Annotated in this window: 11 protein-coding genes and 2 pseudogenes; 1 reads left to right on the top strand and 12 read right to left on the bottom strand. The window is 56.4% G+C overall.

Annotation, left to right across the window (positions count from 1 at the left end):
• A pseudogene (locus tag F3H95_RS25775) lies at positions 1 to 164 on the top strand (IS3 family transposase); the annotation flags it as partial.
• Positions 165 to 448: 284 nt separating this feature from the next.
• Here F3H95_RS25775 and F3H95_RS25770 read toward each other — a convergent pair.
• The 12 genes and pseudogenes from F3H95_RS25770 to F3H95_RS25715 form a co-directional block, all read right to left on the bottom strand.
• Complete coding sequence (locus F3H95_RS25770) at positions 449 to 6,427, bottom strand: DEAD/DEAH box helicase (protein ID WP_188134492.1); 5,979 nt, start codon at positions 6,425 to 6,427, stop codon at positions 449 to 451.
• A 41-nt stretch (positions 6,428 to 6,468) separates the two neighbouring features.
• Complete coding sequence (locus tag F3H95_RS25765) at positions 6,469 to 9,702, bottom strand: STY4851/ECs_5259 family protein (RefSeq protein ID WP_244618144.1); 3,234 nt, start codon at positions 9,700 to 9,702, stop codon at positions 6,469 to 6,471.
• A gap of 174 nt (positions 9,703 to 9,876) precedes the next feature.
• Complete coding sequence (gene brxL, locus F3H95_RS25760; protein ID WP_149748058.1) at positions 9,877 to 11,988, bottom strand: BREX system Lon protease-like protein BrxL; 2,112 nt, start codon at positions 11,986 to 11,988, stop codon at positions 9,877 to 9,879.
• Between the two features lie 10 nt (positions 11,989 to 11,998).
• Positions 11,999 to 14,500, bottom strand: a complete 2,502-nt coding sequence (gene pglZ, locus F3H95_RS25755; RefSeq protein ID WP_149748057.1) for a BREX-1 system phosphatase PglZ type A — start codon at positions 14,498 to 14,500, stop codon at positions 11,999 to 12,001.
• Positions 14,493 to 18,017, bottom strand: a complete 3,525-nt coding sequence (gene pglX, locus F3H95_RS25750; RefSeq protein ID WP_149748056.1) for a BREX-1 system adenine-specific DNA-methyltransferase PglX — start codon at positions 18,015 to 18,017, stop codon at positions 14,493 to 14,495. The genes pglZ and pglX overlap by 8 nt, the downstream gene beginning before the upstream one ends.
• Positions 18,017 to 21,544 carry a BREX system P-loop protein BrxC gene (brxC, locus tag F3H95_RS25745; RefSeq protein WP_149748055.1) on the bottom strand — a complete coding sequence of 1,176 codons (3,528 nt, stop codon included), beginning with the start codon at positions 21,542 to 21,544 and terminating at the stop codon, positions 18,017 to 18,019. The genes pglX and brxC overlap by 1 nt, the downstream gene beginning before the upstream one ends.
• 3 nt (positions 21,545 to 21,547) lie before the next feature.
• A complete protein-coding gene (locus F3H95_RS25740) occupies positions 21,548 to 22,144 on the bottom strand; it encodes a DUF1788 domain-containing protein (RefSeq protein WP_149748054.1) in 597 nt (198 codons plus the stop codon).
• 2 nt (positions 22,145 to 22,146) lie between these two features.
• Positions 22,147 to 22,767 carry a DUF1819 family protein gene (locus tag F3H95_RS25735; RefSeq protein ID WP_210248595.1) on the bottom strand — a complete coding sequence of 207 codons (621 nt, stop codon included), beginning with the start codon at positions 22,765 to 22,767 and terminating at the stop codon, positions 22,147 to 22,149.
• 65 nt (positions 22,768 to 22,832) lie between these two features.
• On the bottom strand, positions 22,833 to 23,171 hold the full coding sequence (locus F3H95_RS25730) for a restriction endonuclease (RefSeq protein WP_149748053.1): 339 nt from the start codon (positions 23,169 to 23,171) through the stop codon (positions 22,833 to 22,835).
• A 121-nt stretch (positions 23,172 to 23,292) separates the two neighbouring features.
• Complete coding sequence (locus tag F3H95_RS25725) at positions 23,293 to 24,228, bottom strand: HNH endonuclease (RefSeq protein ID WP_149748052.1); 936 nt, start codon at positions 24,226 to 24,228, stop codon at positions 23,293 to 23,295.
• Positions 24,229 to 24,530: 302 nt separating this feature from the next.
• Positions 24,531 to 24,941 (bottom strand): hypothetical protein, encoded by a 411-nt coding sequence (locus tag F3H95_RS25720; RefSeq protein ID WP_149748051.1) that lies wholly within the window; start codon positions 24,939 to 24,941, stop codon positions 24,531 to 24,533.
• 206 nt (positions 24,942 to 25,147) lie between these two features.
• Positions 25,148 to 25,311, bottom strand: a pseudogene (locus F3H95_RS25715) (IS3 family transposase); the annotation flags it as partial.

Here is a 25,311-nt window from a genome sequence, read left to right as displayed (position 1 = left end):
CACACTCCGGACTCGGCTGGATGCCCCCTGCAGAGTTCGCTCAAACAATCAACCCGCGACGTGATGCGCTGCTGCACAGCCGGAATGGCTCCGCACCGCAACCCGCCGCTACCGCCCAAAATACCGCAAACCAAAACCGCTGGAGCGAACTCAAAACTGGATAAAACTTGGGGGCAAGGTCAGTATGGTTGTGGATCAAGGAAGGGTTCTGGAGAACATCATCCACTACATGCAGAAGAGGTGCCGCAGAATTGCAGCACAATGTCGGGCATAGGTAGGGCAACACAGAGTGCGGCAATTATTTCCGTTTTTGCCCGTCCACCTCTTTCCTGGTCGAAAGGCCCATACGCTCCTTGCGAAATATCCAAGTCACCTGGCTAAAAGCAGCAGCAGAATGCAAGCTTGGCGTGGCGGTCTCTACTCCCATTCGATCAGCAGAGACTGTTCTCTATGATTTTCGCCATACGACCATCTGGCTGTCATGAGCATGCCGCCTTTGCAACTTTCCACTGAGCATTTTCAACCAATCGGCATTTCTTAGGTGGGATCCATTGGGATCAAAATATTTGTCTCTACCAACGTACTCGAGCCAACCAAACCCCTGATCAAGATCCACGACCACTTTCGCACCGGACTTCATCTGAAGCATCAGGCTACGTTTATGCGCCAGTTGACCGACTGAAAGCGTCGTTGATAACCCTTTTCGAGCTCCGTATTCCTGGGCGAGGGACGCCAGCGTGGTGTCCGACATGATGTCAGATGCAACATGTGTCCTATGATAGCCGCCCCTGTCTGCAGCCGTGGCAATACCAAACGGCAACGATCCTTCAGGCTTCAAAGAAGAAACGGTATCTATCAGCAGCTTCAGAACGATCGGGGATCGAGCGTATCTATCTTGATACCTCGCCTCCCGGACCACATCGTCTGGGCTTATCCCACAGTTTAGCATCGCCTTCCTTATCTGCGCTGCCATGGAAATGCCGAACTCCGCAACTGGCCCGTCAAGCTTCGCATCTAGTATAACTACTTCGGCTCCCGCCTTTGGCTTCAAACTATCATGCGTGATCTCTTGGTATACCGGCGATAATTGAAGGGGTGCATGGGCAATGGGTGCGGCGTGGTTCGCGCCCCAGTCTTGGCCCGGCACCAGCACGGATGAATCGCGGCTCGCCCATCCGTAGCCTCTCGTTTCATCGGTAACGTAGGCAAACAGGTGGCCGCCGTTGCGGAACCTAACCGGCTCACCTTCAGCCAAGCTCAATCCATTACGAGCGATATAATCCCGAAGAAAGAGCACCTGAGCCGAATCTAGGGCAGAGACGAAGCCCCTAGGTACAACCAACCTGACACGACGGCCATTTTCAGTCCATCTCTTGAACAGAGGAGTCAAAGCCCAATCCGCAAGATCAACAACGTCACTCACTGTCGCCCATACAGTGAGGCCTGACTGCGCCCGATGGCTAAGCCAGTCATCGATTTCACTTACTGGACGGTCCGAGATATCGCTGTCCGCAGCAAATACGTCCTCCGAGTCAATGATGTCTGGGAGCGTGAGATTTGCATCCATAAACGAGATCGCCTTGTGTCGATCAAGATCCTCCTCCCTTTCGGGCGCATCCGAAACCAGAACGCAAGATGAGCATGCATGTGCGCAGCCGCGGGGGCAGTTTAGAATTTGCCGTGCACTTCGCAGAATTGTTCTAATTTCATTGGCAGTCTGAACAACATAGCCGGCGCCGCCGGCTGCGCGGTCGTGTAGGAAGATGGAGATCGTTGAAGTTGCCATCGCGTTTCGCGACGGACCGACCCCGTAACCAATTTCGTCCGGTTCGATACCGAGGTAGCGCGAGGTTGCCTCACGCATCGCAATGGCGAGAGCATTAGCCGCCGCGAGAGTAGGTGCTACAGCGGGCTGGAGCTCCAATACGTCGGTGTGAACTTCATAACCCAGATGAAGCGAAGACTGAATCGCAAAAGTCTCGCCATTGCCCTCGCACGGCTGCAGGAAATTCTCCCTGGCGCGCAGCGGTTTGTGATCGATAAGACCGGTACAAATGGCTTCACCCGGTTTCATGGACTCCATGCGCCCACATCTTAGGCACAGCCCGTAGCCTTCGCTAGAAGGTCCCTTCGTGTGATAGTAGACAGTACCGCGGCGGTTCATTCTCAAGCGACCGACCTCGGGCTTGCTGAGTGCCTCCCATTGTGCTGATCCGGCTGAAATTCGCGGCGTTTCCGAGCGCACGTAGTCGACCTTGTCGACTTCTGCATGGATAGGAACGTGTCGATCTCTCAAGAAGCCCGCAGGCCTGAGAAAGCTCTCGGCGACCACAGACGAATCCCCACATGTGCGGCATTCTTCAGGGCTGGAACCGGCGCCCGTCCAATTGTCACCGCAGTGAGAGCATCTCGCAGCCCAGCGAAGCGCTTGAATTTCGCGAACACCTTCATCACTGGAGGGTCGATGCCAGTTAAGTGTAACACCACCAACACGATACACTTGGCCGTCCACAACCGTCTCCGACCCAGGCGCGTAGTCCCGAATCGCAATGTCCAGCGGGCGCTTCGGACCACCATGGCGCCGTCCCCTCCGGTCGTCGTTGCTGAATTCGCTGTCCAAGTCATTTCGGTCCAGCTCAAAAGCGACAACGTGGTTGGGAAACCCATGGCCGGGCAAAAAGCCACGGTCTGCCAGATCAGATAGCAAAAATTCTTTGCAAAGCCGCTTCAAGTGCGCCTCGATCGCGGCTGATGCTCCCATAATTTCCGCACCCTTAAGCTGGTTTTGTAGTCCGCTCCATTCGGCTTCGAACTCGGCTTCAGCAGACTTCAGAGCATCAGCACATAGCTCTAGTAGGTCGGACCGACCAGCCAATATTGACCCGCGAACCAGTCGCTGGAGGGCCATCATGTTGGCTTCTGCCGTGCTCGCTTTCGAAAGCCACCTCCGCATCAATTCTACTGGTCTAGCGTCTTGCGCAATCCGCACGGAGTTAGGTGTAGCGGCAAAACCAAAGAAGTCTCCTGTCTCCATCTTCATAGGATTGCCGCTGTTCAGGTTCAGGAAGCGACTTAACAGGAATGCATTCACGTGACGCTGCACAATTGGTCGGCTGTCGAGAGCCACACGAGGCGCTGCTATGGACCTGCCGAGAAATGCAATAGGGTTACGGAAAGCCTCGCGGTCAAGCGGACGGTCCTTCGCAAAGGTGAATGCGAGCGACAAAGGCTGACCACGTCGACCAGCGCGGCCTACCCTTTGTTTATAGTTCGCGATTGAGGGCGGCACGTTTGCCATCAAGACACCGTTCACAGAACCGATGTCGACGCCCATTTCCATGGTGGTGGAGCAATTCAAGAGGTTAATCCGGCCCGCCTTAAATTCGGACTCGTAGTGCCGCAATTGCGCCGGCGAAAGTTGGGCCGAATGCTCGGCCGACCGACTGTATGGCGAGTATAGGGCGATCCGATCGTGCATGTCAGTCCAAAGGCTCATAGCTCGCAGGGCGGCAACGTCGACATCTTCGGCCAAGAACAGCGAACGGGTTTTGCCATCTGCATCTGCTGGGGCGATCGGCATGGTAATCGGCTGTGCACGGTCCACCTTTGTCCGCGCGTACGGCGAAAGACCGAAGGGCGCAACGTCTACAATGCGCCTTGTGACCGGACAGTGAAATGCGTTTCTCAAAGGCCCCAACTCAAGCTTGTTGAAATCAAGGGCCTGCTCACCGTTGGCGTTTTTAGGGAACAAGGTATGTAGCTGGTTCCAAGCCTTCTGAAGCCAGTCATTGATTTCAGCGCGGTCGGAGGAAGAACCGAGATTGAGACCAAGGCCGAGTCGAAGAAGTTCGACAACCTGAGTTTGCTTTCCTGCGGCGCTAGCAACCGGCCAACGATGCTGGCGCCTGCCTGGCTCTATACCCGGCGCGGCCAAACTCTTCGGGAAGCCCTTACGCATTATCCATTGGAGCAAGTCCGAACGTACGTTGACCGCGAGATTGCTTCTGATTGAGAACGATACCAAACATGAAAGCCACGCCTTCCAATCTTCGAGGCTCCCTCCCCGCTGCAAAAAGCTATTCGGCGCGTGAGCATGCTGTTCAATGGCCGGATATACAAATCGAGCAAGACCCATGGTTTCTGGTGAGTTTGCAAGCTTTGGCCTCCGCATCATTTCTCGAAGAAGTAATGCCTCGGCGATCTGTGAGGGTGCAGACGCGGCTGCTTTTTTAAACAGATCCGCACGCACGCCCCAAACGTCAGGAAGCCATTCGCGCACTTCTGCCCTATCAGCAAGCTGAGCTCGCAGTTCTTGCCAAGTGACGGTTCCACCGCCGGAAAGCTTAGCCAATTGCTCTTCAGCCTCTCTGACAACGCCTGCTAGCGGTCCATCCTCCCAATCCGGAAAAGATTTGACCTTCGCAATTCGAGCTTTGAGTTCCTCAGCTTTTGCGTTGTCCCCGCTGCCAGAGGCTTTGTGTTGAACGGCCTGGTAGATAAAGGAGCGCACGAACGCCCGTTCGCTCTCCAACTGAAGCTTCGCTGCCATACGAGCCGTTCCCTGACGACTGTCCGTGAAGCTTATTAGTTGGCGTCCACCGCTAGGAAGGTCAGGCGGAGTTTGAGGCAGGGCTGGTTGTATCAGCCCCTCGGCCCCGGGCATTGCTTCCAGAAGCATCGGCGCGGCGTTACTGATCGTGAACGGCGCGCCGAACCTGAAGGGATAAAGCTTGTCTCCAGACTTGGCGGTTGCGCTGCATGCTGGGCAAGGTCCTTTCCCTCCGCCTGCATGAGCCGACAACCTGTATCGTCCGTGACCATCTCCGTCGGCAGTCGTCCCGGTTTCGGTATCGACAAAAATCGGTAGTAGCCCGCGCCCTGATAAGGAAAAGCAATGAGAGACCGATGGTGTGTCCAAGTGTAGGTCACCGCCCTCATTTTCACCGTCATCCTCCGTCGTTGTGCGATCAGCTTCGAACAAAAACTCGTCACTAGGGGGTACATTGCGAGGAGGCACAAGCCGCGTACCTTTCTCATCCGCGATCATGAACGCTTCGCCGCACTCATTGCAGGAATAAAGTTCTGCCACAGGCATGCGGCATTTCGGACACGCTTCGTCTCGTTCGAACAACAAGCGGCCAGCAATCCATTCTTCACTCATGCTGTCGGGGCACGCCGGATTCGTACAACACCAGAGACCGGAAAAAGCGCGATGAAAGCTATGGATTCTCAGCGGAGCGAGCGCCTCGCCAGATCTGGAGGTCGCTCGAGTCAAAGCCATCCCCAGAGTTTCGCCGTCCACGCCGATCACACTGCCCAGGCGACTGAGCTCTTGCGCCTCAATGGGCTTGTCTTTCAACTCCGTAACGAGTGACCAGACTGGGTCATAGGACGAAAGCTTTTCATACAGATCATGTGCTGAAAGATCGACTAGGTCAGAAGGGCGCGGGGCCGCCCCCCCTCTGCCACTCCGTGTCGGTAGGAGCCGTTCGCCAGAAATCACCTCGACAGCCGAAACATCAGTCCCAGCGACATCTGCCAAGAATCGCCGCAAGGCGTCTTTGACTTTAGGACCGTCGCCAATAGTTGCTGATGTCGCAACAAACCGGACGTTTTTCGGATCCACCTCGAATGCCTCGATCACCCTTCGTAAGAGAAGGGCCACTTCGGCGGCAGCAGAGCCCACCAAGGTGTGGGCTTCGTCAAGAATGATCCACTTCAGCTTACCCTTCGAGTGGTCAATGATCGGACGGTCCTGTGGCCGAACGAGCATATATTCTAGCATTGTCAGGTTGGTGACGAGCAATGGAGGCGGAGACGCACGCAACGTTTTTCGATCTGGTACCTGCTGCGGATTCGACGACAACTTGTCGCGTTGGACCACACTACTGTGCGTTTCAGGAAGGTTACCGTTGTATAAACAGTAGCGGATCTTGCCACCGGCCGGCTTTGTCCAGGCGTCGAGCCGCTCCTGCTGACTGGCGATTAGCGCGTTGAGCGGATACAGCATGATTGCTTCAACGCCAGTTGCTCGCTCTTGGCGCCGAAATAGCGAGTCGAGCAGAGGAACAAGAAAACATTCGGTCTTTCCCGAACCCGTGCCCGCAGTAATCAGGGCACTCTTCGTCTCCGAAGAAGTTAGCGTATTCCACGCGGCAAGCTGATGCAGGTAAGGGCGCCGGTTCCGTGGAAACGAGTAGCCGCGCCCCGTATCGTCTCCGACCAACGCGTCCACCGTGGCGCTCGCCAGCACATCGCCGGATAGCTCTGCCAGCCTTTTGTCTGCGGGCACGAATGGAAATGCCCCCTCAATAATCGGGGCCGGGATAAGGGCACCTTCGGAGTCGGCTCGTGACAGAGAATGGCGAAGTTGTGCAGCGAGTGACGGATTGCGCACGCCCGACTGGGCGACAATCGCTTCCGCCATGCGGTGACGGAGCCGCGATAAAGTCTCGAAGGGTCGTATTGTCATGACTGGAAGTGCTTCAAACAATGAGGGAAGGCTGCAGTGACGTAGTTCTGATCGATGTCGATTGCGTTACGTAAGCCAGCGGCTATCGACGGCGACCATTCAAGACGTTTTTTTGCAACAGCCGCTAGGACGACAGGGGCGACGAGTGTCGCATAGTGCTCGTAGTTCAAACTCGCTACATCTGCTGGAAGCCCGGCGCGTTCTGCATCCACTATCAGCGTCGTCGCGATAGGTTCCGATTGATCGACTTGTAGGCGAACGTGATCTTGGGCGAGCTGACGTAAGCTGCCATCCAATTCGCCACCAAAGCCAAGTTCCGCGCGGATCCCGGCAAACCATTGGGTACGCTCAACTAGGAAACCGATCCTCTCCATCATCAAAGCAGTAGCTTGCCTCTGCGCCTCTGACGTATCGTAGAAGAGTGCAAATTCAACTTTCGCGCGCTCCCATTCCGCAACTGCTGCATCTTGCCAAGGGTCGATTGGCTGAGCCATCCAAAGAAACGGGAGGTCACGTTCAAGCCCGAGGATGCTGTCGACACGCTCGCTATTGGCCGCTAGCAGCAGGCGGCACAACAAGGTCGGGAACTTTGGAAGCTCGCGCGTAATGTCCATTGCACGAGGACTGAGGCCTCGTAACGAATGGACCGTGCGCACGATGCGAGAAATCGTAGAGCCCGCGGCGGCATCGACCGCAACCTCCTTAAACAATGCGTGATAGGCGCGACGGCGAGTCACCTCGTCTTCGAGCAGCGCAGCCTGCGCTATCGCGTCGGCTGGCTCCTCATACACCGCGTCCCGTGCGCCAATCGTGACCGTCGGTCGGGTTGTCACTGCGTCGCCCTTCCTCCGATAGACGAGGAGCGGCCCCGAAATTCCTGCTGGCAATGGCAGGCTTAGCTGTTGATCATCGCCGAGCACGTGTTCCTCATCGGGGTGTCTCAGTGATCGCACGACGGTGATCTCACCATTTGCGGGCGCACTAGCGAATTCAATTCGGTCGCCAACGATTGTTGGCTGCTCCTGTGGCCGCCGTATGCTGCATATTGTTCGCTGGCTGTCATCAAGCAGGAAAACGCTTGGCCCGCGTTCGTTGGATAACCCCAACAGGCTTTGTGCAAGATCGACAAAGCGGACCATTGGCGTCTCGCCCTCTATTCTGCGAGATATCAGAGCTCGGCTTGCTCCCGCACGCCTTAAATCAAGATCCACGAGCAACGGTCTATCGGTAAGTAAGAGCGAGCCACGAAGCTCTGCGAGGGATAGTTCAGGTCGATCATTACGGACTGTCCCGCTGGCATCCAGCAGCACAATCTGGTTTGCCATCAGACGGAGTCGCGCCCGGATTGAGTTGCCTGCGGGATCAGTAATTTGAATTCGTTGGTAGCCGTTTCGGGTGCCGGCCCAGGGGCACAGCCAACTGTCAATGGTTCGGTTTCTCGTCGGTGCGAGGGCGCCGTCGACATCCAGCGCGTCGACCCGCCAGCCTGGTAGGTTGCGCCACTCAACTCGGGCGCCGTCAATGTCAATGTGTCCCAACACTCTGCCAGTTTGGGGCAACACAAGCAGACGAGCTCGATCGATGATGAATCCTTCGTGGTCCTGCCATTGTGCAGTCACAAGGCCAGAGATTTCGTCACGGGCATCGATCGGTCGACCCGACTTCAAGATGCGTACTGTACCTTTGCCTTCCTCACCGCCATCCCTACCGAGTTGCCTGATCCTTAGCGGAGCCTCGACCGCAACGAGGGACGCATCTTCGAAAATCAGGTTTGGAAGAAAGAGCTGTTCGAATTCCAAGCGTCGATCATCGGATGTGTCGGCCTGCGATTGGACCCGGTATCGCTCGCCGGATGGTGTCTCGACTGACGCCATCCCTTCTATCTGCCACAACGCAGATGTATTGTCGTCCCAGATACTACTGACAGCTCCACCCGCATGGCCTGATACTATCGAGCCCTTGGAGGTCAGCACGAATAGAATCGGCAGCGTGGAACGAACGGAGCCGGTTGCAAGCAGCTCTAAACGATCCTCTCGATCAGTTGGACGGAGAACAAAGCAGTTTGAGGTCCTCGGCGACCCACCGGGCCAGCACACCTGTGGTATAGGCTTTCCGTCACGTAGCAGGGTTACGGTGATGGCTTCCGAAAACAGTACGGGACCTACCAGGCTAACCCGCCCGGTAGAGCGAGATATCACTGAAAAACTTCCGTTTTTTTCGGTTTCCGACCTGTATAGCTGAGCAAATTCGCGAGAGATAAGCTGCCCGGCGCTTCCCGAGAAGTAGGCGCGAAAACGGCCTTCGCTGAAGTTAGCCAGAGCATCGAACGCAAGTTGGCCATCGGCAAGAGCGACGAACCCTTGCTTCCAATCGCCAGAGGATGCCCGAAACAAATATCTCCTAAGGCCGACGCCGTGTCCGCGTGCTCGAGGTTCGATCGTTAGCAGGTTGTTGAACAGGCGATTACAAGCTGCGACCTCCTCAGGGAGGTGAATAGGAAGACGCTCCCGCCACCCAGCGTCGTGAAGGTCGAGCCAGCCAGCCGGATTCGCCTGCCGTTCTTCGTGCGGAAGTTTCATTCGGCAGGCATGAAGATGCCCGATCAATTCTGCCGTCAGCTCATAAATCGTGTCATCCCGATAGCTGTCGGGCAGAATTTCTGCCCTACCTTCGGCGAATTCAACCAGGTCGCTCTCAGTAGGCACGGCCCCACTAGAAAGAGCGTCTTCCATCACGCCCAGGAAGAACCGCCGGACGCGGCTGCCGGTCTCACCAACTATGAGCGAAGAAGGTAGCCCACCATTCAATGCGAGAGTCAGCAGAAATTCACGCCGCTTCCTGTTCGAGTGGCGACTTATCTTTGGCGACTGACCCCACCAAGCCAGTCCGACATCTGCTATATCGTTTCTATCGCTGACCCTTAGGGCATCAGGCACGACACCAATATGTGACCATACTCGCCATAGCGATCTTGCTTCGCGTCGGTACCATTCTGAGGTCACAAGTGCGAAGACTGCGCAAAGCGGCGCATTGCGCCCGTCAAGAAAAGCCGCAGATCTTTCGAGGAGTTCACGTCCACGCTGGAACTCGGCCTGCGATATACGATACCGGTAAATGGGCTGTCCGTTGGGTCGGTCCAAACCATTACGCCTCAGGATATCGTCAAGAAGCTGCCTTGCTGCTGACGGTTTTGCCTGCCTTTGAATCTCTGTAGCGCTACTGTACCCCATACTCACGCGAATCGCTGCCCTCAACTCCACCGTGCGAACAATACATGCTGAGGAGTTTTAATCCACGGGGAGCACCCTCTTTGCGTGCGGTACTTGTCAAATTTGCCCAGTGTATCCAGCGGAGCAGGTAAGACACCTGTCGACCGTGAGGTGCAATTAGAGGCTAGCGGCAAACTATCCGGCTTGGACTGCTTGCTCTGCAATCCGCACATAGGTGACATAGAACCCCTTTATCACCCGGTGCTCCTGCAGGCGATCTCCCAAGGAGAAGCCCTCGGTTTTGATCGGTGGCTGGAATATGTCCAACCCTCTATCCAGCACAATCTTCCAACCAGTATCCGTGACGATGTCACGGGCATGAGCAGTTCCGGATGAATCGAAAGCCCAGCTAAACTCGATCCCCGAGCCTGTGCATGCCGCAGTTATCGAATCCAACAGCTCTCGTTGACGCGACACGTTGCCTTCGTCTGGTCCCGTGACCAGATGGACCTTCATCTGATCTTCGGGCCTCTTGCGACGTATCAGCATCTCAACAAATTCCATCATGTTACGGATCTGATAGAAGAGGCGAATGTAGGGATCGGTTACGACGACCAGAGAAGCTCCGTCCAAATGAGGACCGAATAGCTTTTCATAGCTTACCCCTTTGCGGTTTTCCGCATAGACGAAGTGACCCTCCGCTAGCGCAACGGTATCTGAAACGGCTGCTTTTTCCGCTAAAACAACGGGTGCCCCTACCACTTTCGTCGGATCCATCGGCGATACGACCAGTAAATCCAGTGGCGCATCTTCGCGATCGTCGCCCACAGCGCCACCCTTGATATGGTAGAACTGCGGATACTCTTCTTCCTCCACCGTGGTCACGTTTCGCTTCACACCGTCAGCACCTATGAAATGGAAGTCCACCTCCGGGTAGGTGCTGTCGATGCGGGCGAGCTGATCCTTCACACGTTTGCGGCTCTCCATAGCGAGACGCAGCAATTCCTCAACCTCAGCCTCTGTCTGACTGCCATCCGGAAAGATCAGCTTGAGGAGCCCAGACATGGTCTTGGAGATCGCTGCGCGGTCACGCTCCGATATCTTTTCGCTGACTTTGAAGTACTGGTGCACGCGGTTGGAGAAATCCTCGGACCGCAGATGGCGCAGGATTTCCGCAAGGTAGTCCACGATGAAGCCGTAGCCCTTCGTGAACATCTCACCGCGAATGACGTCAATTTCCCACCCTGGCAGATAGGCATGCAGGCGGTCGATAAAGGCCGAATCGTGGAACTGGGTCGGCAGTGCCTCGAACAGGTCGCTGTTCTTAAGCATATATGGCACGTTATGATCGGTGTTGCCGACAAAGGAGAAGCTGGCCTCTGCACCCATGGGGTTCACCCCGCGGGAAAAGGTCTTGTTTGCCATGTAGTTCTTCATGATGTCGACCAACGCCTTGTTGGCGGTCTTTTCGCGTCCGGCGAACTCGTCAAACGCAACCACGTCCCAGTAGCCGACAAGGCCGATGCGGCCGTTCGAATTGTTTACGAAGAGCTTGGGGATCGTAATCTCACCGCCCGAGATCAACTGACCGTGCGGGGAGAATTCCGAGTAGACGTGTGACTTGCCGGTCCCCTTGGGTCCCAGTTCGATGAGGTTATAGTTCCGCTCCACGAAGGGGATGAGACGGAGCAATTGCAGCAGCTTGCTGCGCCGCCCGAAGACTTCCGGGCGAAAGCCGATGCTCTGCATCAGAAGATCGATCCATTCATCGGTGGTGAAGGCCTGGCGAACATCGCGATACTGTTCGTAATCCACCTTGGCGATCTGGATCGGCTTGATGGATTCCAGGATCCACGGCGAAGTCCGCGCCTCCTCGGTAAACTCATACTGCACATCGGCGATGCACCAGACGCCGGTGACCAGCAGTTTGGGATGCGCCTTCACGGTCGTGCTGTCGACAGAGACTTTCTTGATGCCGAGGTTCTCGAACACCGCCTCATAGCTGTCGGTCTTTTCGTTAAGCGACACGCTGATCTGATCGATGACCTTGTAGCGGCCACGCTCGCGGATGGTGGACTGGATCAACCCCGCTTCACTGCGGTGGACATAGTGCTTGCGCAGGATGTCCTTCACCGTCTCGATACCCGTCTGGATCGATGCTTCATCGTCTGTGGCGCAATATTGGCCCAGCAGGTATTCGAGCACGTAGGTGGGCACGATCGCATTGCCCTTCACGGCCTTCACGAGGTCCTTGCGGACCACGAAGCCAGCGAAGTGTTCATTGATCTTGCTGTCGAGATCGCTCATGGGCCGGTCCTCAGAAATCAAAGTCGGTGGTTATGCCGCGGCGCAACTGGAAGCGATGCGTGGCATAATCCTGATAAAGGCGTGTCTTGCCCACGCGCTCGCGCAGTTTCAGGATGACATCCTGATTGTTGAAACGGTCGGCCTCTCGTGACAGCAGGAACTTGCGCGGCATCTCCCGTTCGCGGGGATTGTCGGAACTGAAGTCGAAAACGAGAATGTATTCGTCGGAAATCAAGGTTCCGTCTGTCGCATAGATGCCCGCCAATACCTCGCGCGGTCGCATCTTCTCCGACACCGGCTGCGACTGATAAAGCGTGACAGCCGTTTGCCCGGAGGAGATCAGGCTGCGGCCCGAGACGAAGATCTGCACCTCGACCTGACCGACATCCGCCTCCCGCTGTTTCCCCACCCGGATCAGCGGAATGACGATCTCCTGCAGACTGGCCCCGCCGTGAACGAAACGGCTGCCAGCCCCTTTCACCCGCATGCGGTTGATGGAATTGGGGATGAGAACGTCCAAGTCCCCGGAAAGGCCGAGATTGGCGGCCGTGAAATGTTTCATTCCATCGGTTGCCGCAAGACCCCGTCCGATCACGAAGCGGCGGTTGCGGAACAGGATCTCCTGACCCTTCGGATCGGCGATGGCAAAATCGCTCTCGTCCAGGGAGCGATGCTGATAGAGGAAGCCGTGGTCGGCGGTGATGAGGATGTTCGAGAAGTTGGCGGACGTCAGTTTGCGCACCAGCTTGGTCAAATCCTCGATGGCGTCCTGGGCTGCTTCCGGGAGAAGATGCTCCGTCTGCATCTTGTCGCCAATCGCGTCGATGCGGTTGTGGTAGATGTAGATGATGTGGTTGTCGCGGAAGAGCGCCTTTCCGTCTTCGACGCGCATGTTCATCACGTCTTCGAATTTCAGCGCCTTGGCGGTGTCGCCACTGCGACCGGCAGCCAGCAGCTTTTCACGAGCAGCGAGGCCTTTCGTATTTTCACCACCGGAGAGAATGTCGCCACTGCCATCCTCAGCCATGGCCAGCTCGTTGTGAGGGAGGAGTGCGGCCATGCCGAGCTGGGTATAGCTTGGCAGCGAACTGATCACTGGCTTGAGATCGGCATCGAACCGATCAAGCGCCCGGATCCGGCGCAGGCATTCCTCGGCGACCTCAAAACGCAGCGCATCGGAAATAATTACCGCAACCTTCTGGTCCTTGCGGCGATACTCCGCCGCCTGTTCACGATAGAAATCGGCCTGCGATGGGTAGCCGGGGATCTTCCAGTCGCTCAATCGCGCGATCTGGTCCTGCCACGCGTCGTTCACCGCCAGAACATAGCTGTTGGTGTAGCGGTTCTCGACTGACTCGTAGAGGTCTGCCAGTAGTTGCGCCTGACCGCTCTTTTGCATGTGGTAGATGAATTTGCGGTAGAGCTGATCGAGCCGATACCAGGTGCTGACATAGCGCTGCACACCCTCGGCCACACTGGTCATACCGAGATGGGCCTCGGCCAGCGCCTGCTGAAACTCAGTGGCGAAACCGATGGCCTGATAGATGTCCTCGTATTTCGGATACCAATGGCTCTGCCGTCGTTCTCGCACCCACGTCATCACCTCCGGCGCGCCAACGCTTTGTGCCGAAAGCGCCTGCACGATCTGGCGGATGATCTCGCGGTCGATTTCCTCGAAGTGATCAACGCTGACGAAGGTTCGGAAATCGCGCTTCTTCAGGTCGGCGGGGATCTCCAGCAGATCCTGATACCGGGCAGAAATCGTCTCGAAGGCATCCGCCCAATGGCGGTTGTTCTTCCAGCGGCGGAAAACGAGCAGAGCCTCGGCATTGAGCGCTCCATCCTCGCCCAGCACACGAGCATAGGCGGATTGGAACAGCGAAATGGCGAAGTCCTCGAAATCCGGCTCAGTCGGTTTGTAGCCATAGGCCTGACCAACTTGCGTCCAGAAGAATTCCATCAGGGCAGAGCGGTCGATCATCCGCAGACCTTCATCCTTGCCCGCGGCAAGCTCACCCAGCAGCGCTTCGATCACTGTATCCAGACCGCCCTCGGCGCCAACGCAGACGGCCAGCATTTTCAGGCGCATCTGGGTATGGGTGTCGGATGTGTGCAGCAGCTTCTTCAGCGCGTCGATCCGGGGCTTGGCAGCAAAGAAGCCGGCATGGGCGCGCACCGTATCGATGAACTGCAGTGGCACGCCAAGTTCCGCCACCCAGATCGCCGCCTGATCGGCCTTGAACACGGTGGTGGCCAGTTGCACATCGAGAAGCCAGTTGTCCGCGCTTGGCGGCTCAGGCCCGTCCCTGAACAGCAGGAAGCGGCCGTCAGGCTCCTGCCGGAGGATGCGGTACTTCAGCCCGAATTCGTTGTTGGCAATCTCCAGCTTGGTCACGCCGGGCAGATCGAGCGCATCGAACTCCGCCCGCATGTCGCGGTCGGTATCGTACCAGAATACAATGCGGTGCTCGTCGAACAGACGCCGCAGGCTGGCGGCGATGCGATCATTCATCCGCCGCCTCCAGCCCCTTGATGGGCTTCAAAGCTGCGCCGAACAGCGGGTAATTGCGCTTCACACCGTCATCCAGATCGATCTCAATCTTCCTCTGTGCTAGCGGGAAGATCACATCGCGTTCCCATTCCATCAGCTCGGTGATCTGCTTGGCTATGGCGCTCGCATCCTTCATCGCCTTGGTCTTTTGCGCTTGGCTGGCAGAAGGATCGTCTTCAAGTTTTTCCAGCCGGGCCCGTTCGGCCTCCAGCTTGCGGATGAACTCGCGCAGATAATCGTTCAGAAGCACGGAGACCGTCTCGGGCCGGTAGCGGTGCATATAGATCAGCGCCTGGAAAGTGCCCTTAGGCGAAGAGAACATCCAGTAGATCGGCCGCTTCTTGTAGCGCTTCAGATGATCCTCATAGAAGGTCCGGGTGAAGTATTTGCGGATGTCGCCGATCTGCGCCTCGATGAAGGCAAGGTTTTCGCGAAAACGCTCTTCGCCAAAGGTCACGCGCAGGAACTTGCGGAACCGGCCCACAATATCGTCGGCGAACCAGTCGCCATCCAGCACGGGGATCACATTGTCCGCATCCGGCATGAAGCTCGGCTCCGTCACGCCCTTTTCTGCCAAACGGGCCAGATAATCGGAAAGCGTCTCGCCCTGATTGGCAAGGATCAACCCCGGCGCATCGAGACTGTAGCGACCGAACATGCAGCCGACGGCATAGGAAAGGAACTCGGCCATGGTATCGGCCTTCAACCGCGCTTCCCGCTCCTCCACCGTGCCCTTCACGCCATAGCGATAGGCCGGGTTGCAGGTGAGCGTGATTTCCTCAATCGGCACCTCGGGCGTCAGCTCGTCTTGAAGTCCATAGGCATCGATGAAGATGCGGTTGTTCTCTTCCTCCAACGCTTTCATCTCATCCGTCATGCCCTGCCAGTGGGCGCGCAGGCGGGCATAGCTTGCGTCCAGCGTCTCATCCCGGTGATCGGGCGAGAGCAGCGGCAGCGAGGTGAAATCCCACGAGGTTTCGTAGGAGTCCCAGTCGAATTTTGCGAACAAGCAGAGCTTCTGACTGTTATCGGAAATGGTATCAGTGCGCCGCAAGGAAGAGATGAAGGGAATTCTTGCCATATCGCCGACTTGGAAAGTCGCCGTTGGATTCAATATCGACATAAACTCTGTCATCAATGTGCTATTCACCAGAGCGAGGCACATATGAAGATGTCGTGGCGCGGGGAACCCGGATGAACCTTTGACATCGAATATGCTGCCCACCGGAGCATATCGTGCCGCAAAGCTGCTGGTAGTAATGTCAGCCCATGTAATCCCTTCTCGAAAGTAATATTCTGTATTCTGCGGTCTTGATCTTAATTTTCCCTTCTCATCGGTGAAATTTCGAATTTCATATCCATCGTTCTCCCAGTTTACTAGAAACTCGAGATTCCCGAACCACTTTCGCCATTCGCCTCCCTTGTTATAGGGGAACCATCTAAATCCGGATTTTGCAGCTTCTTGACGATCTGGTAGGCCAAACCCAACTCGGTCTATTGAGAGTTCCGTCCAAGCACGCAAAAAGCGATCGTTATTTCCAGTTGCTAGGCCCTGGCGAGGCTTGATAATGCTACCGAGCGGCACCTCATTTGAAAATGCTGAAACAATGGTTTCTGATGCCCAGTATGCTATCGGTCGGCCAGGGATAGCTTCGAATTTTGCTGGAACTGCTTTGAACCTAAACTCGGATGCAACGGTTGTAGCGGACCTGAGTTGCGCAGATTTCTCAGCTTCATTGCGGCCATTAAGGAGTGAGACGAAATCTCCCGAGGTGCTTGTTAGATTAGTTTTTAGAAGTACAAACGCCGTCGTGGAAACCACGTCGCCCCCAATAGAGTCGAAGCCACGGGTCCCGAGGTGAGCCATAGAGATAATTGGATTATTTTCGATGTGCGTCGAGCGCAATTTTTCATAAGACGATAAGAACATCCATGACTGCATTGTTATCATTGCAGTCATTCCGCGATTTAATAGTAACTCCCCAGCTCGTTCCATGAACATTGCGAAGAGGTCAGATTTAGAGTCCGGATATTTAACCTTCGCGAAGTCCTGTAGCTTAGAGGCCATGCTTTTCCCGCCCATATACGGCGGGTTCGCGACCACCACATAATACTTCGGCGACAGCGCCTCCGCCATGCGCAGCACGGCAACGACACGCGCCTGCATCTCCTTCAGCAGCAGGTCCGAACTGAAATCCCGTGCCTCCACCAGCCGCAGTGTTTCTGCGGGGTCGCGCAGTTTGGGCACGATCAGTGAGCCAAAATTCTTGGCCTGTTCGAACTGCGTCAGCGTTTCGCGCAGCGCATCGGTGAACAGATCCTTGCCCACCACGGCGGCCACATCCGTCAGCTCGGCTGAGGTGAAACTGACGTTTTGTAGCACGACGATATCCGGCTTGACCTCCATGCGCAGGAAGCGGCGGCGGCCGAGTTTTGCTGCTGCCTTCATGGAAAGTGCAAAGGCCGCCAATGCGCCCGCGCGGTCATCGATCTCGATGCCGGTGAGATTGTGCTTGAGGATCAGCGCCGGGATATCCGTCGGGTCGTAGCCCTCTTCCTCATAGATCGCATGGAGCAGATCGAAGGCGTAGGTCAGCATATGGCCGGAGCCGCAGGCGGGATCGCAGATCTTGATCTCTTCCGGCTTGCCGATCTTCAGGAAATCCGTTTCCGGCTCTTCCGGCACGATGTAATATTCCATCTGCGCGGCCAGTTTCGAGGCGGGGCGATTGAGCAGCCACAGCCGCCCCAGCGAGTTTTCCACGAGATAGCGGACAATCCAGTGCGGGGTGAAAAGCTGGGTTGCGGCGGGAATGTTTTCCGCCGTGATCTTGATGTTCTTCTTCAGCCCGGCAAAAACCTGATCCTTCTTTTCCGAGATGTAGAACTGATAGAGCCAGCCAATGATTTCGACATCCGCGCAGGCATCCTCCGCCATCGCCTCGCGCAACCTTGCGAGGATGGATGTGGGCGACAGCAGATCTTCCGGCATCAAGAGTTCGGTATAATCGCCCACCTTTTCAAACAGGAAGGGCATGGTCCCATGCCAGGCATTGCAGGCATGAACCAAAAGCAGGCGATAGGCTTCCGCCTGCGGATCGTTGGAGGGGCTGCGGCCTTCCAGCAAAGCCGAAATGCTGGCGGGTGCCTTTTCGGGCAGATTGCCCGCCATGGCTTCCGCTAGAATTTCCGGCCGCGTTGCGCCATCTGCCGGGGAGACCACACGCGGATTGGTGTAGCCGTTCACATCCATGAAGCGGAGCGCCGTGAAGCGGTTGAACCAGGTATAGGCCACCTGTTCGATCACCTGCCGTTCGCTTGTCTCACGGATCGCGCCTTCCAGTGCCTTGACCGCCGCCGGCTGTTCGCGTCGCGCCGCAGAGGCGGGGTCCAGCACCACAGCCAGTTTTGCGGTAACCTGATCGATCAGCAGGTTGCGCGCGCTTTGCGCGAATTTCTTCAGGGCATTGGTATCCATTAGACGATCACTTTCTTGCCTGCGGCAATCTCGGCCAGCAGGGTCTTGCGCAGTTCATTGACGTATTGATCCACATCGACCTCCTCCGCGAGGTAGGGCCGCGGATAGGCAACCTTGATTTGCGATGCGTGGATATAGGCTGGTGGCTCAACCGGAGGAGGTGGCCGCTCCGCCATGCCCGGTGTCTCGGGCTTAGGAGGCACAACAAGCGAAGGTGTCATCCGGGCAATTTCCGCCAGGATCTGCTGCATCATACTTGTTCGGGCACCATTGGCCCTATCGCGCAGGATTGGGATCATGTCGACTGCTTCGACACCAGCTTTGTGGGTATCGATGCTGCGCCGGATCTTCTCCTGATGCTCGGCATCCAGCGCCTGAAACTCCGGCGTCCAGGCAATCTTCGCCGCGCATTCGTCGACCGCCGCCACGACCGCCTTTCGCTCCTTGAGAACCTCCAGCTCCACCTTGTCCTTCAGGGCGTAGAGATCTGCCTTCAATGATTGAATGACATTGCCCTTGTAGCAATGGGGATCGTTCAGCGCCGCTTCCAGCTTTTCGCCCGCATTGACGTCGACATAGCCGATATTGGCCTGTTGCGACTGCATGAACTTACGGACATCGTCATAGATCTCGCGCTGTGCGCCCGCCATGAAACTGCGGATCTTATCGAGGACGTCCTCCTTCGCGTTCAGCAGCTCGTCTTCCCGCTTCAACGGCTCGGTGATGTACCAGGCCGGAGGCTTTCCAACCATGTCAGCCACGCGGTCCCGCAGCGGCTCCAGCGCGACAAGGAACGGATAGTTGTTTCTGTCCGCTAGCAATCTGCTGAGCTCATCCGAGAGCTTCCGCGCGCTCTCTGCCCATTCGCCACCGAGGACTCGCGCATCGGATCCATCCGCTGGCTGTCCAAACAGCTCGCGGTAAAGATCCTTCACAGCTCGAATTTGCGCTGCGGTAAACTCCAGTTGAGGTGCAAGCAGAATGTTGCCGAGCTGGTGACTGTTGTTAAGCGCGCGCGAGAGACCGGCACCCTCCAGGAGCGAACCATCAGAGCGCGCTTCACATTTGCCCTTAGCCACGAGGCTGGCGGTGAGGCAAAGCGTGGAAACCGTCGGCCAACCATAGGGCTTGGCGCCAAACCGCTCTGTCAGAGACTTGACCGACACCTTTACGCCGTTGCGTGACTGCGCCTGGATGTGATTGAGGACTTCCTGCTCCTCCTCCTTCAAGCCGGTGTCGCCTAGCAGATCGTTGGCCAGACTTGCCGCCTTGGCGATGTCGGACTCTTGATAAGTTACGCCGCGCAGCATCGGCAAATTGACATAGACCTTGTCGACGAGGGATTGGAACGCCTTTACGATCCGCTCCTGTGGCTCGTCCCCGCCGATGTCCAGCTCATCACCGCGCACAAAGAGGCGCGCATCTGCCACGAGCTTGCGAAGCCGTAGCTCGAGATCCTTTGCGCGGCGACCGTTCTGCTCGCCTTTCTCAAGTATGATGCGGTCACGGCCCGGCTGTGGTGAGCCGGTGCGCGACTGGCGAATGTATTTGTCTGTCTGGCGGTAGAGGCGCAGGTCTCTCATGAACCGGACATCCGGCTGCAGAACAACCGCAAGCTCTTCCCGCCCGAGATTGCGCATGCGCACCGTCTCCGGTGCCGAGACATCATCACCTTCCGGGCTGATGATGTTGATGGACAGCTCATACTCCCGGCCCAGGAGATGATCGTCGAGCTTCCGGCTGAAGGCATATTCATAGCCCGTCGTCAGATGCTTAATCTTTCGGTGACGCAGAATGGTGTCGAAGGCGAGCTCTTCGAGAGCTTTGGTGATCTCCGCGGGATCGATGTCGAGCGCTTTGATCTCGGCCTCGACGTCCTTCTCCTCATTGGTGAGGAACTCGTACACATCCCCGTTGCGCTGGATGTAGGTCTCACGCTCGAGCCGAGCCAAAGCCTCCTCGATTTTCCGGCGTTGCTCGCTTTGATCCGCATCGAACTCCGACAGCAACAGGATGCTGATGTTGCGGATAGTCGACTTGAATTCCTTGACATATTTGACAAGGAACAGCGACTTCAGGACACGAAGGGCGAAGGGGTCGTCCAGGTTTCGCTCTGCAATCTGAATGGACTGCTGCACCGACGATTTCAGGGCTGTGCGGATGCCCTCGAACATGAGGTCAAAGGTGGCCAAGCCGCCTACCGGCTCATCCGCGAGTGCCTTAGCAACTTGCTGGAACACGCCAAGCATGGAGCGCTCGCCGACCGAGCTGTGCTTTCCCTCAAATGCATTGTGTTGCGAGAGCGACGTGATCGCCATCTGAAACAGGGTGTATTGGTAGGGCGGGAACGGATAGCTCGCGATGAAGTGCTGGCGGTCACGATAGTTCTTCAGCCGAATGGCACCGTCAGCGAAATCGAAGAGGGTTCTAAGGTTGCCGACTTCCTTGTCGTGCAGATTGCCGAGGGTGATCTGTGCCGCATCGGTCTTCGACAAAAGCCGCTTCTGGATGACTTCCGCGACATCCGCTGAGTTCAGCGGCATGCGGTTGGAAAAGCGGGCTTGGATCTTGGAAAAGTCGTTCTCCTGTCGCGCCGTCATATCGCCCACGACGTCGGTCAGGGCCTGCTGCGCTGTGACAATAATCCACGCCTGACCTTTGCACTTGGTATTCAGGCTCTCTGCGATCGTTTGCAGGTTGGTCATCAGCTTAACATTGTCAGCGATGTACTGGCCGACTTCATCGACAAAGAAGTTCAGTCGGAACCGAGGCACTTGTCTGTCGATCCAAGCTTTGACCGTGTTGGCGAAATCCTCGATCGAAACCCGGGTATCCTTGCGATACTGGGTGAGGATGTCTTTCGCATCTGCTGCGTCAGTCCCGGTGGCGCTGGCAAACGCTGCTGCAATGTTCCTTGCTTCCAGCAAGGCTTCTTCTCTGCCGCGGGTTTCCCAGGGCTTCCCAGAGAGTTCAAGGAACGCGGCCTTGAAGGCATCAAGTTGCCCACGCTCATCCAGTTGCCGCTCAAACTGTGCAATATGTGGCTGCTTTCCGTAGTAGCCGCACATTTCATCGAACACTTTCTGAAACACTGACAGCAGCGCGTCGACATCCGTCTTAGAAATGACGTCGGCCTTCTGATCGATATTGAACAGGATCGATCTGGAAGGAATCGACACTGCGACGCGCAAAGCGCCAGCGAGCATCGGATTGTTCTTCACCTCTTCTTTCTCGGCGAAGATGTCGAACGCTTTGATCCCGTCGACTTCGCGATTCTCCAGAAGCAGGGCGAGCATTTTGAGAAGGTGCGACTTGCCGGACCCGAAGAAGCCAGAAATCCATACGCCGTTGGCGGTGCTGTAGTTGTTGTACGCCTCGAGGAACTGTTCAAGCCGCTGCCCGATTTCCCCTGTAATGACATATTCGTCCAGCTCTAATCTAAGGCTCGCCTCGTCATCCGCCTTGATGACGCCATCGATGGAACGATCGACAGGTTTTTCAAAAATGTCGCGCATTGCGATCGTCATGGATTAGACCTCGTAGTTCAAAATATTGAATGCTCTGTAGTACTTATCGTCGTGAAGGCACCCGAAGAGATCCAGAGACGCCCCGGTCGCCAACGCGTGGGTGTAGCTTCCAGGAAAGAAGAGAACCGTCGGCTTATCCTTCGCCGTACTTTGCAGATTGTTCAGGACATTGTGCGAGCGGATGTAGGGATACACCTCGCCAACTCCTGACAGAAATATGACATCATGGGGTTTCGATGAGATTGCCTCGGCAATCTTCGGGATCAGATTGGCTTGAGGGTCCAGAACCGATTGAAGGAGTTCCCGTAGCTCGCTCTTCTCGGTTTCGCTTTCGACCTCTAGAACCTGCTCCAGGATTCCGCGCTCCTCCAGAATTCCGAGCGACAAATCGTAAAGGCTGAGGTCGAGGACCGTCACCCCTGCGTGACCAATCCGGCCTATGAGGTCTCGCCGGTCTTCGATTACCGAAAGTCCCTCCCCCGCATCGTACGGATAAATGAAGAAAGGCACCTCGTTGCCGAGGCCTTGTTTAGTCAGAAACCTGTGGCTTGTGATCACTTTGAAAAGATGCTCAGCGCGAGCTTTACGGCTTGCAGCCATATTTATGCTCTCTCTCCGCTAGATATCAATCCCGGGAAGCATTCGAGATCAGACGCGCAGTGTTCGGTCAACATAGCAAGTAGTGGCGCAGAAATTCGGGCCGCACGTATCTCGTTTCTCTGTGAGATGATGTCAGCTTCTCGCATGATCCTGAAAAGGACCTGCCGCAATTTTGCGCTGGTGGCAGGACTTATTTTGGCAAGCCCCTCACTCCACTCAGCCTTCCGAGCAAGAAATGAGTCGAAACTTTCAAGCGGCAAATCTTTTTTGAACGACTTGAAGCGCTCCCTGAGCTCCTCTGTGGCGAACTCACGTATAAAACGGTATTCTCGGCACACCGCCAGCCACAGTAATGCCTGCTGGTTTGCTCGCTCTCTCGTTTCTCTGAAGAACCGCAACTCGGCATCCGTTAGCTTGGAAAGTCTACTGGCAATTTCACGGAGGGCGCGGTACTTTGATGCCGCCTTGGGTAACGACGTGATGCCCTTGCCGAAGGCGAGCTGACGGGTCTCCTGCCAAGTCGCAGCACTGCGATGAATCTCAGCAACATCGACACTTTCATTAAGATAGAGGCCGCCCACCACGAATGACATCTTATAGGGCTCAGGGCGTTCGGTAGGCACTCGCTTGCACTCCTGCACTTCTTGAGACTCTCAGCTAACCGTATAACCGCACACAGCCCATTAGCCTAAGCCCATGCAGGTACTAAGATCCGTTTCGGCGGAGCGAGCTGTTGAGTTTCAAGATCGAGCATATCGCACTGCTCAAGCAGGCTCTTCACGAGATCGTCGGGGCCCATCAGTGCGGTCGAAATATCGGCCCGCTCCAGTTCTTCGCTTGCCTTTCGCGTGAAGCCGCCTGTGCAGACATAAAGGCCACTGCCCTGCGGGTCGCGACCTCCGAGAAAGCTACGAACGTCAGGAGCTCCGATCTCACCTGGCCATTTTATCTCGACCACAGATCTCTCTTCTGATGCGTCAAACAATCGACTAAAGCCCTGTGTGCGAACCATGAACGGTCTGCTCATTCAAGTCCTCCCAATGTCCAGAATACATTCCTGACTCAGCGGTTGATTGCAAGAAGGAGATTGCTACCCGCTATCGGACGCGTTCATTAATTGACCTACCTCGGAAATTATTTCCGCATGCTCATCCCTTAAACTTCTCCCTTCGATGAAATTGTAGAAACTGCGAATGTGGCCGCTCATCGGCGCGTGCCGGCACAAGCAGGCGTCGCTCCGGATTGATGAGCCGTGTTACAGTGTCAGGAACGCCACCACTCGCGATCAGCAGGCTGTAGTCGTCATCGACCGAGATCAGCCCGCGGTCGAACATCCAGTGCACGGTGCCGGATAGAGCCAAGCCATTGCGGACACTGTCCGGGCCGCCATCGGCCACAGGGCGAATGTGCGCGGCCTGAACCTCCGAGCGCCCACCACCATTGATCAGCTTGAGGCCGGTGACGGCGCAGGTGTCTTGATAGGCTGACTTGATTGCCACTGAGAACGCCCGGTCGCGGAACGGCCGCTGCACCACCTGGGAGATGATCCGTCGGTCGACGCTGTCGGCCTCGTAAGGCATCTGCGGGTTAGCCCCAAAACCGATCCGCGCCTCCTCGACCGGATCTGGTTCTGCGCGTTCCCGATCCCGCTTGCCCAGCACATGCGCGAAGCCAGCGGCCAGGATCAGGTCATATTCGGCGTCGGAAATGTTACGGACCGCGCGACCGAAGGCCCCCTTGTTCGTGGAGCCGTCCTCTTTGCGAAGACCGCTCTCATAATAGTGGTCCGCTTCCTTGAAAGAGACGGCGTGGTCGAAGGGCAGAAAATCCTCAATCAGCGCGTAGAAGTGGTCAGCCTTCGATGGATCCTCGATGATGTCGATGATCCTGGCCGTCGCGAAATAAGCCTGCCTGCCGCCGGTCTTCATCAAATCGCCGCTCGGCCGCCTCGGCTCATAGTAGACGATCCAGTCTCCGCGCGCGGCCTCCACCTGCCGCAGATATGTGCGCGGAAAATGATACCGCTGCTCCGGAAGGTCGTCATAGGTCGGATCGACCTTAGTCGTCAAAACTGCCTTCGCCATTGCACGCCGATCCCTCGCAGAGCGCTCCCCGCCATTAGCTTTTGGCTACCAGGTCGCGCTGTTCATGGGAAGCGCAAGTGAAGGGCTCCGAGGGGTCGGTTTGGTGGTCTGAGACACCCAAAATGGAGCTTGGGATTTACTTGGGTGGAAATAAAGCAAAAAAAGAGATCCCGCCTGTGGATAGGTCCGATTTTCCAAGTGTCTAAAGTAAAGATCCAAGCAAATTTCTAATTGTTGACAATTGAATTAGTCGACTCTGATTTGAAATTACTCAATTTTGCCTCATACTTAATGGGCAGTCTTCAAGACAGCCTGCAGCATGAAAGCAACACAGGAGTAATCTCATGCCCAGCACTAAAAAGACGCCGCCGCCCGCCCCATCCGCCGACCAGTTCTACAAGGCCTATGGAGTCCCCGAGGACATCAAGAGTCGCCTTGAAAGCACCGCAATCTTTCTCATCAGCGCGACGCGACGCTCCACCGAGCAGACCTTCGAACTCGGTGAGCACCTCGAACAGGCAGCCACCCTGCTGCCGGATGGAACCGTAGAACAATGGGCGGCCGAGCGGTGTGGCTACACAGCGCGTCACATCCGAACCTTGCGCGCCACGGCACGTAACCTGGTTGCGTACAAGGAGGTTCTCGTCGAGCTCGCCGTCGGCCCAACCGTTGTCGGCAAGCTGAGTTCGGCAAGCCCCGAGCAGATCGAACAAGCGATCGGCGTGGCGCGGGAAACTGGCCGTCTCAGGGTCCAGGACGTAACGGCAATCATTTCCGGGTCCAAGGAAGGTGCCGAGCAGGAGGAGGAAGTCGATCCCTTTGATGTCGGCGGTCCTGACGGTCTCAAGGCCATCGTTGCGCTCAAGGTCCGCGAAGGAATGAAGTCATTCATCGCACACGTTGACCTTGCCCCCAAGTTTTATCCAGTTTTGAGTTCGCTCCAGCGGTTTTGGTTTGCGGTATTTTGGGCGGTAGCGGCGGGTTGCGGTGCGGAGCCATTCCGGCTGTGCAGCAGCGCATCACGTCGCGGGTTGATTGTTTGAGCGAACTCTGCAGGGGGCATCCAGCCGAGTCCGGAGTGTG

The sequence above is a fragment of the Rhizobium sp. RU35A genome (assembly GCF_900156005.1).
Lineage (GTDB): Bacteria > Pseudomonadota > Alphaproteobacteria > Rhizobiales > Rhizobiaceae > Neorhizobium > Neorhizobium straminoryzae.
This window is presented reverse-complemented; position numbering and strand designations above follow the sequence as displayed.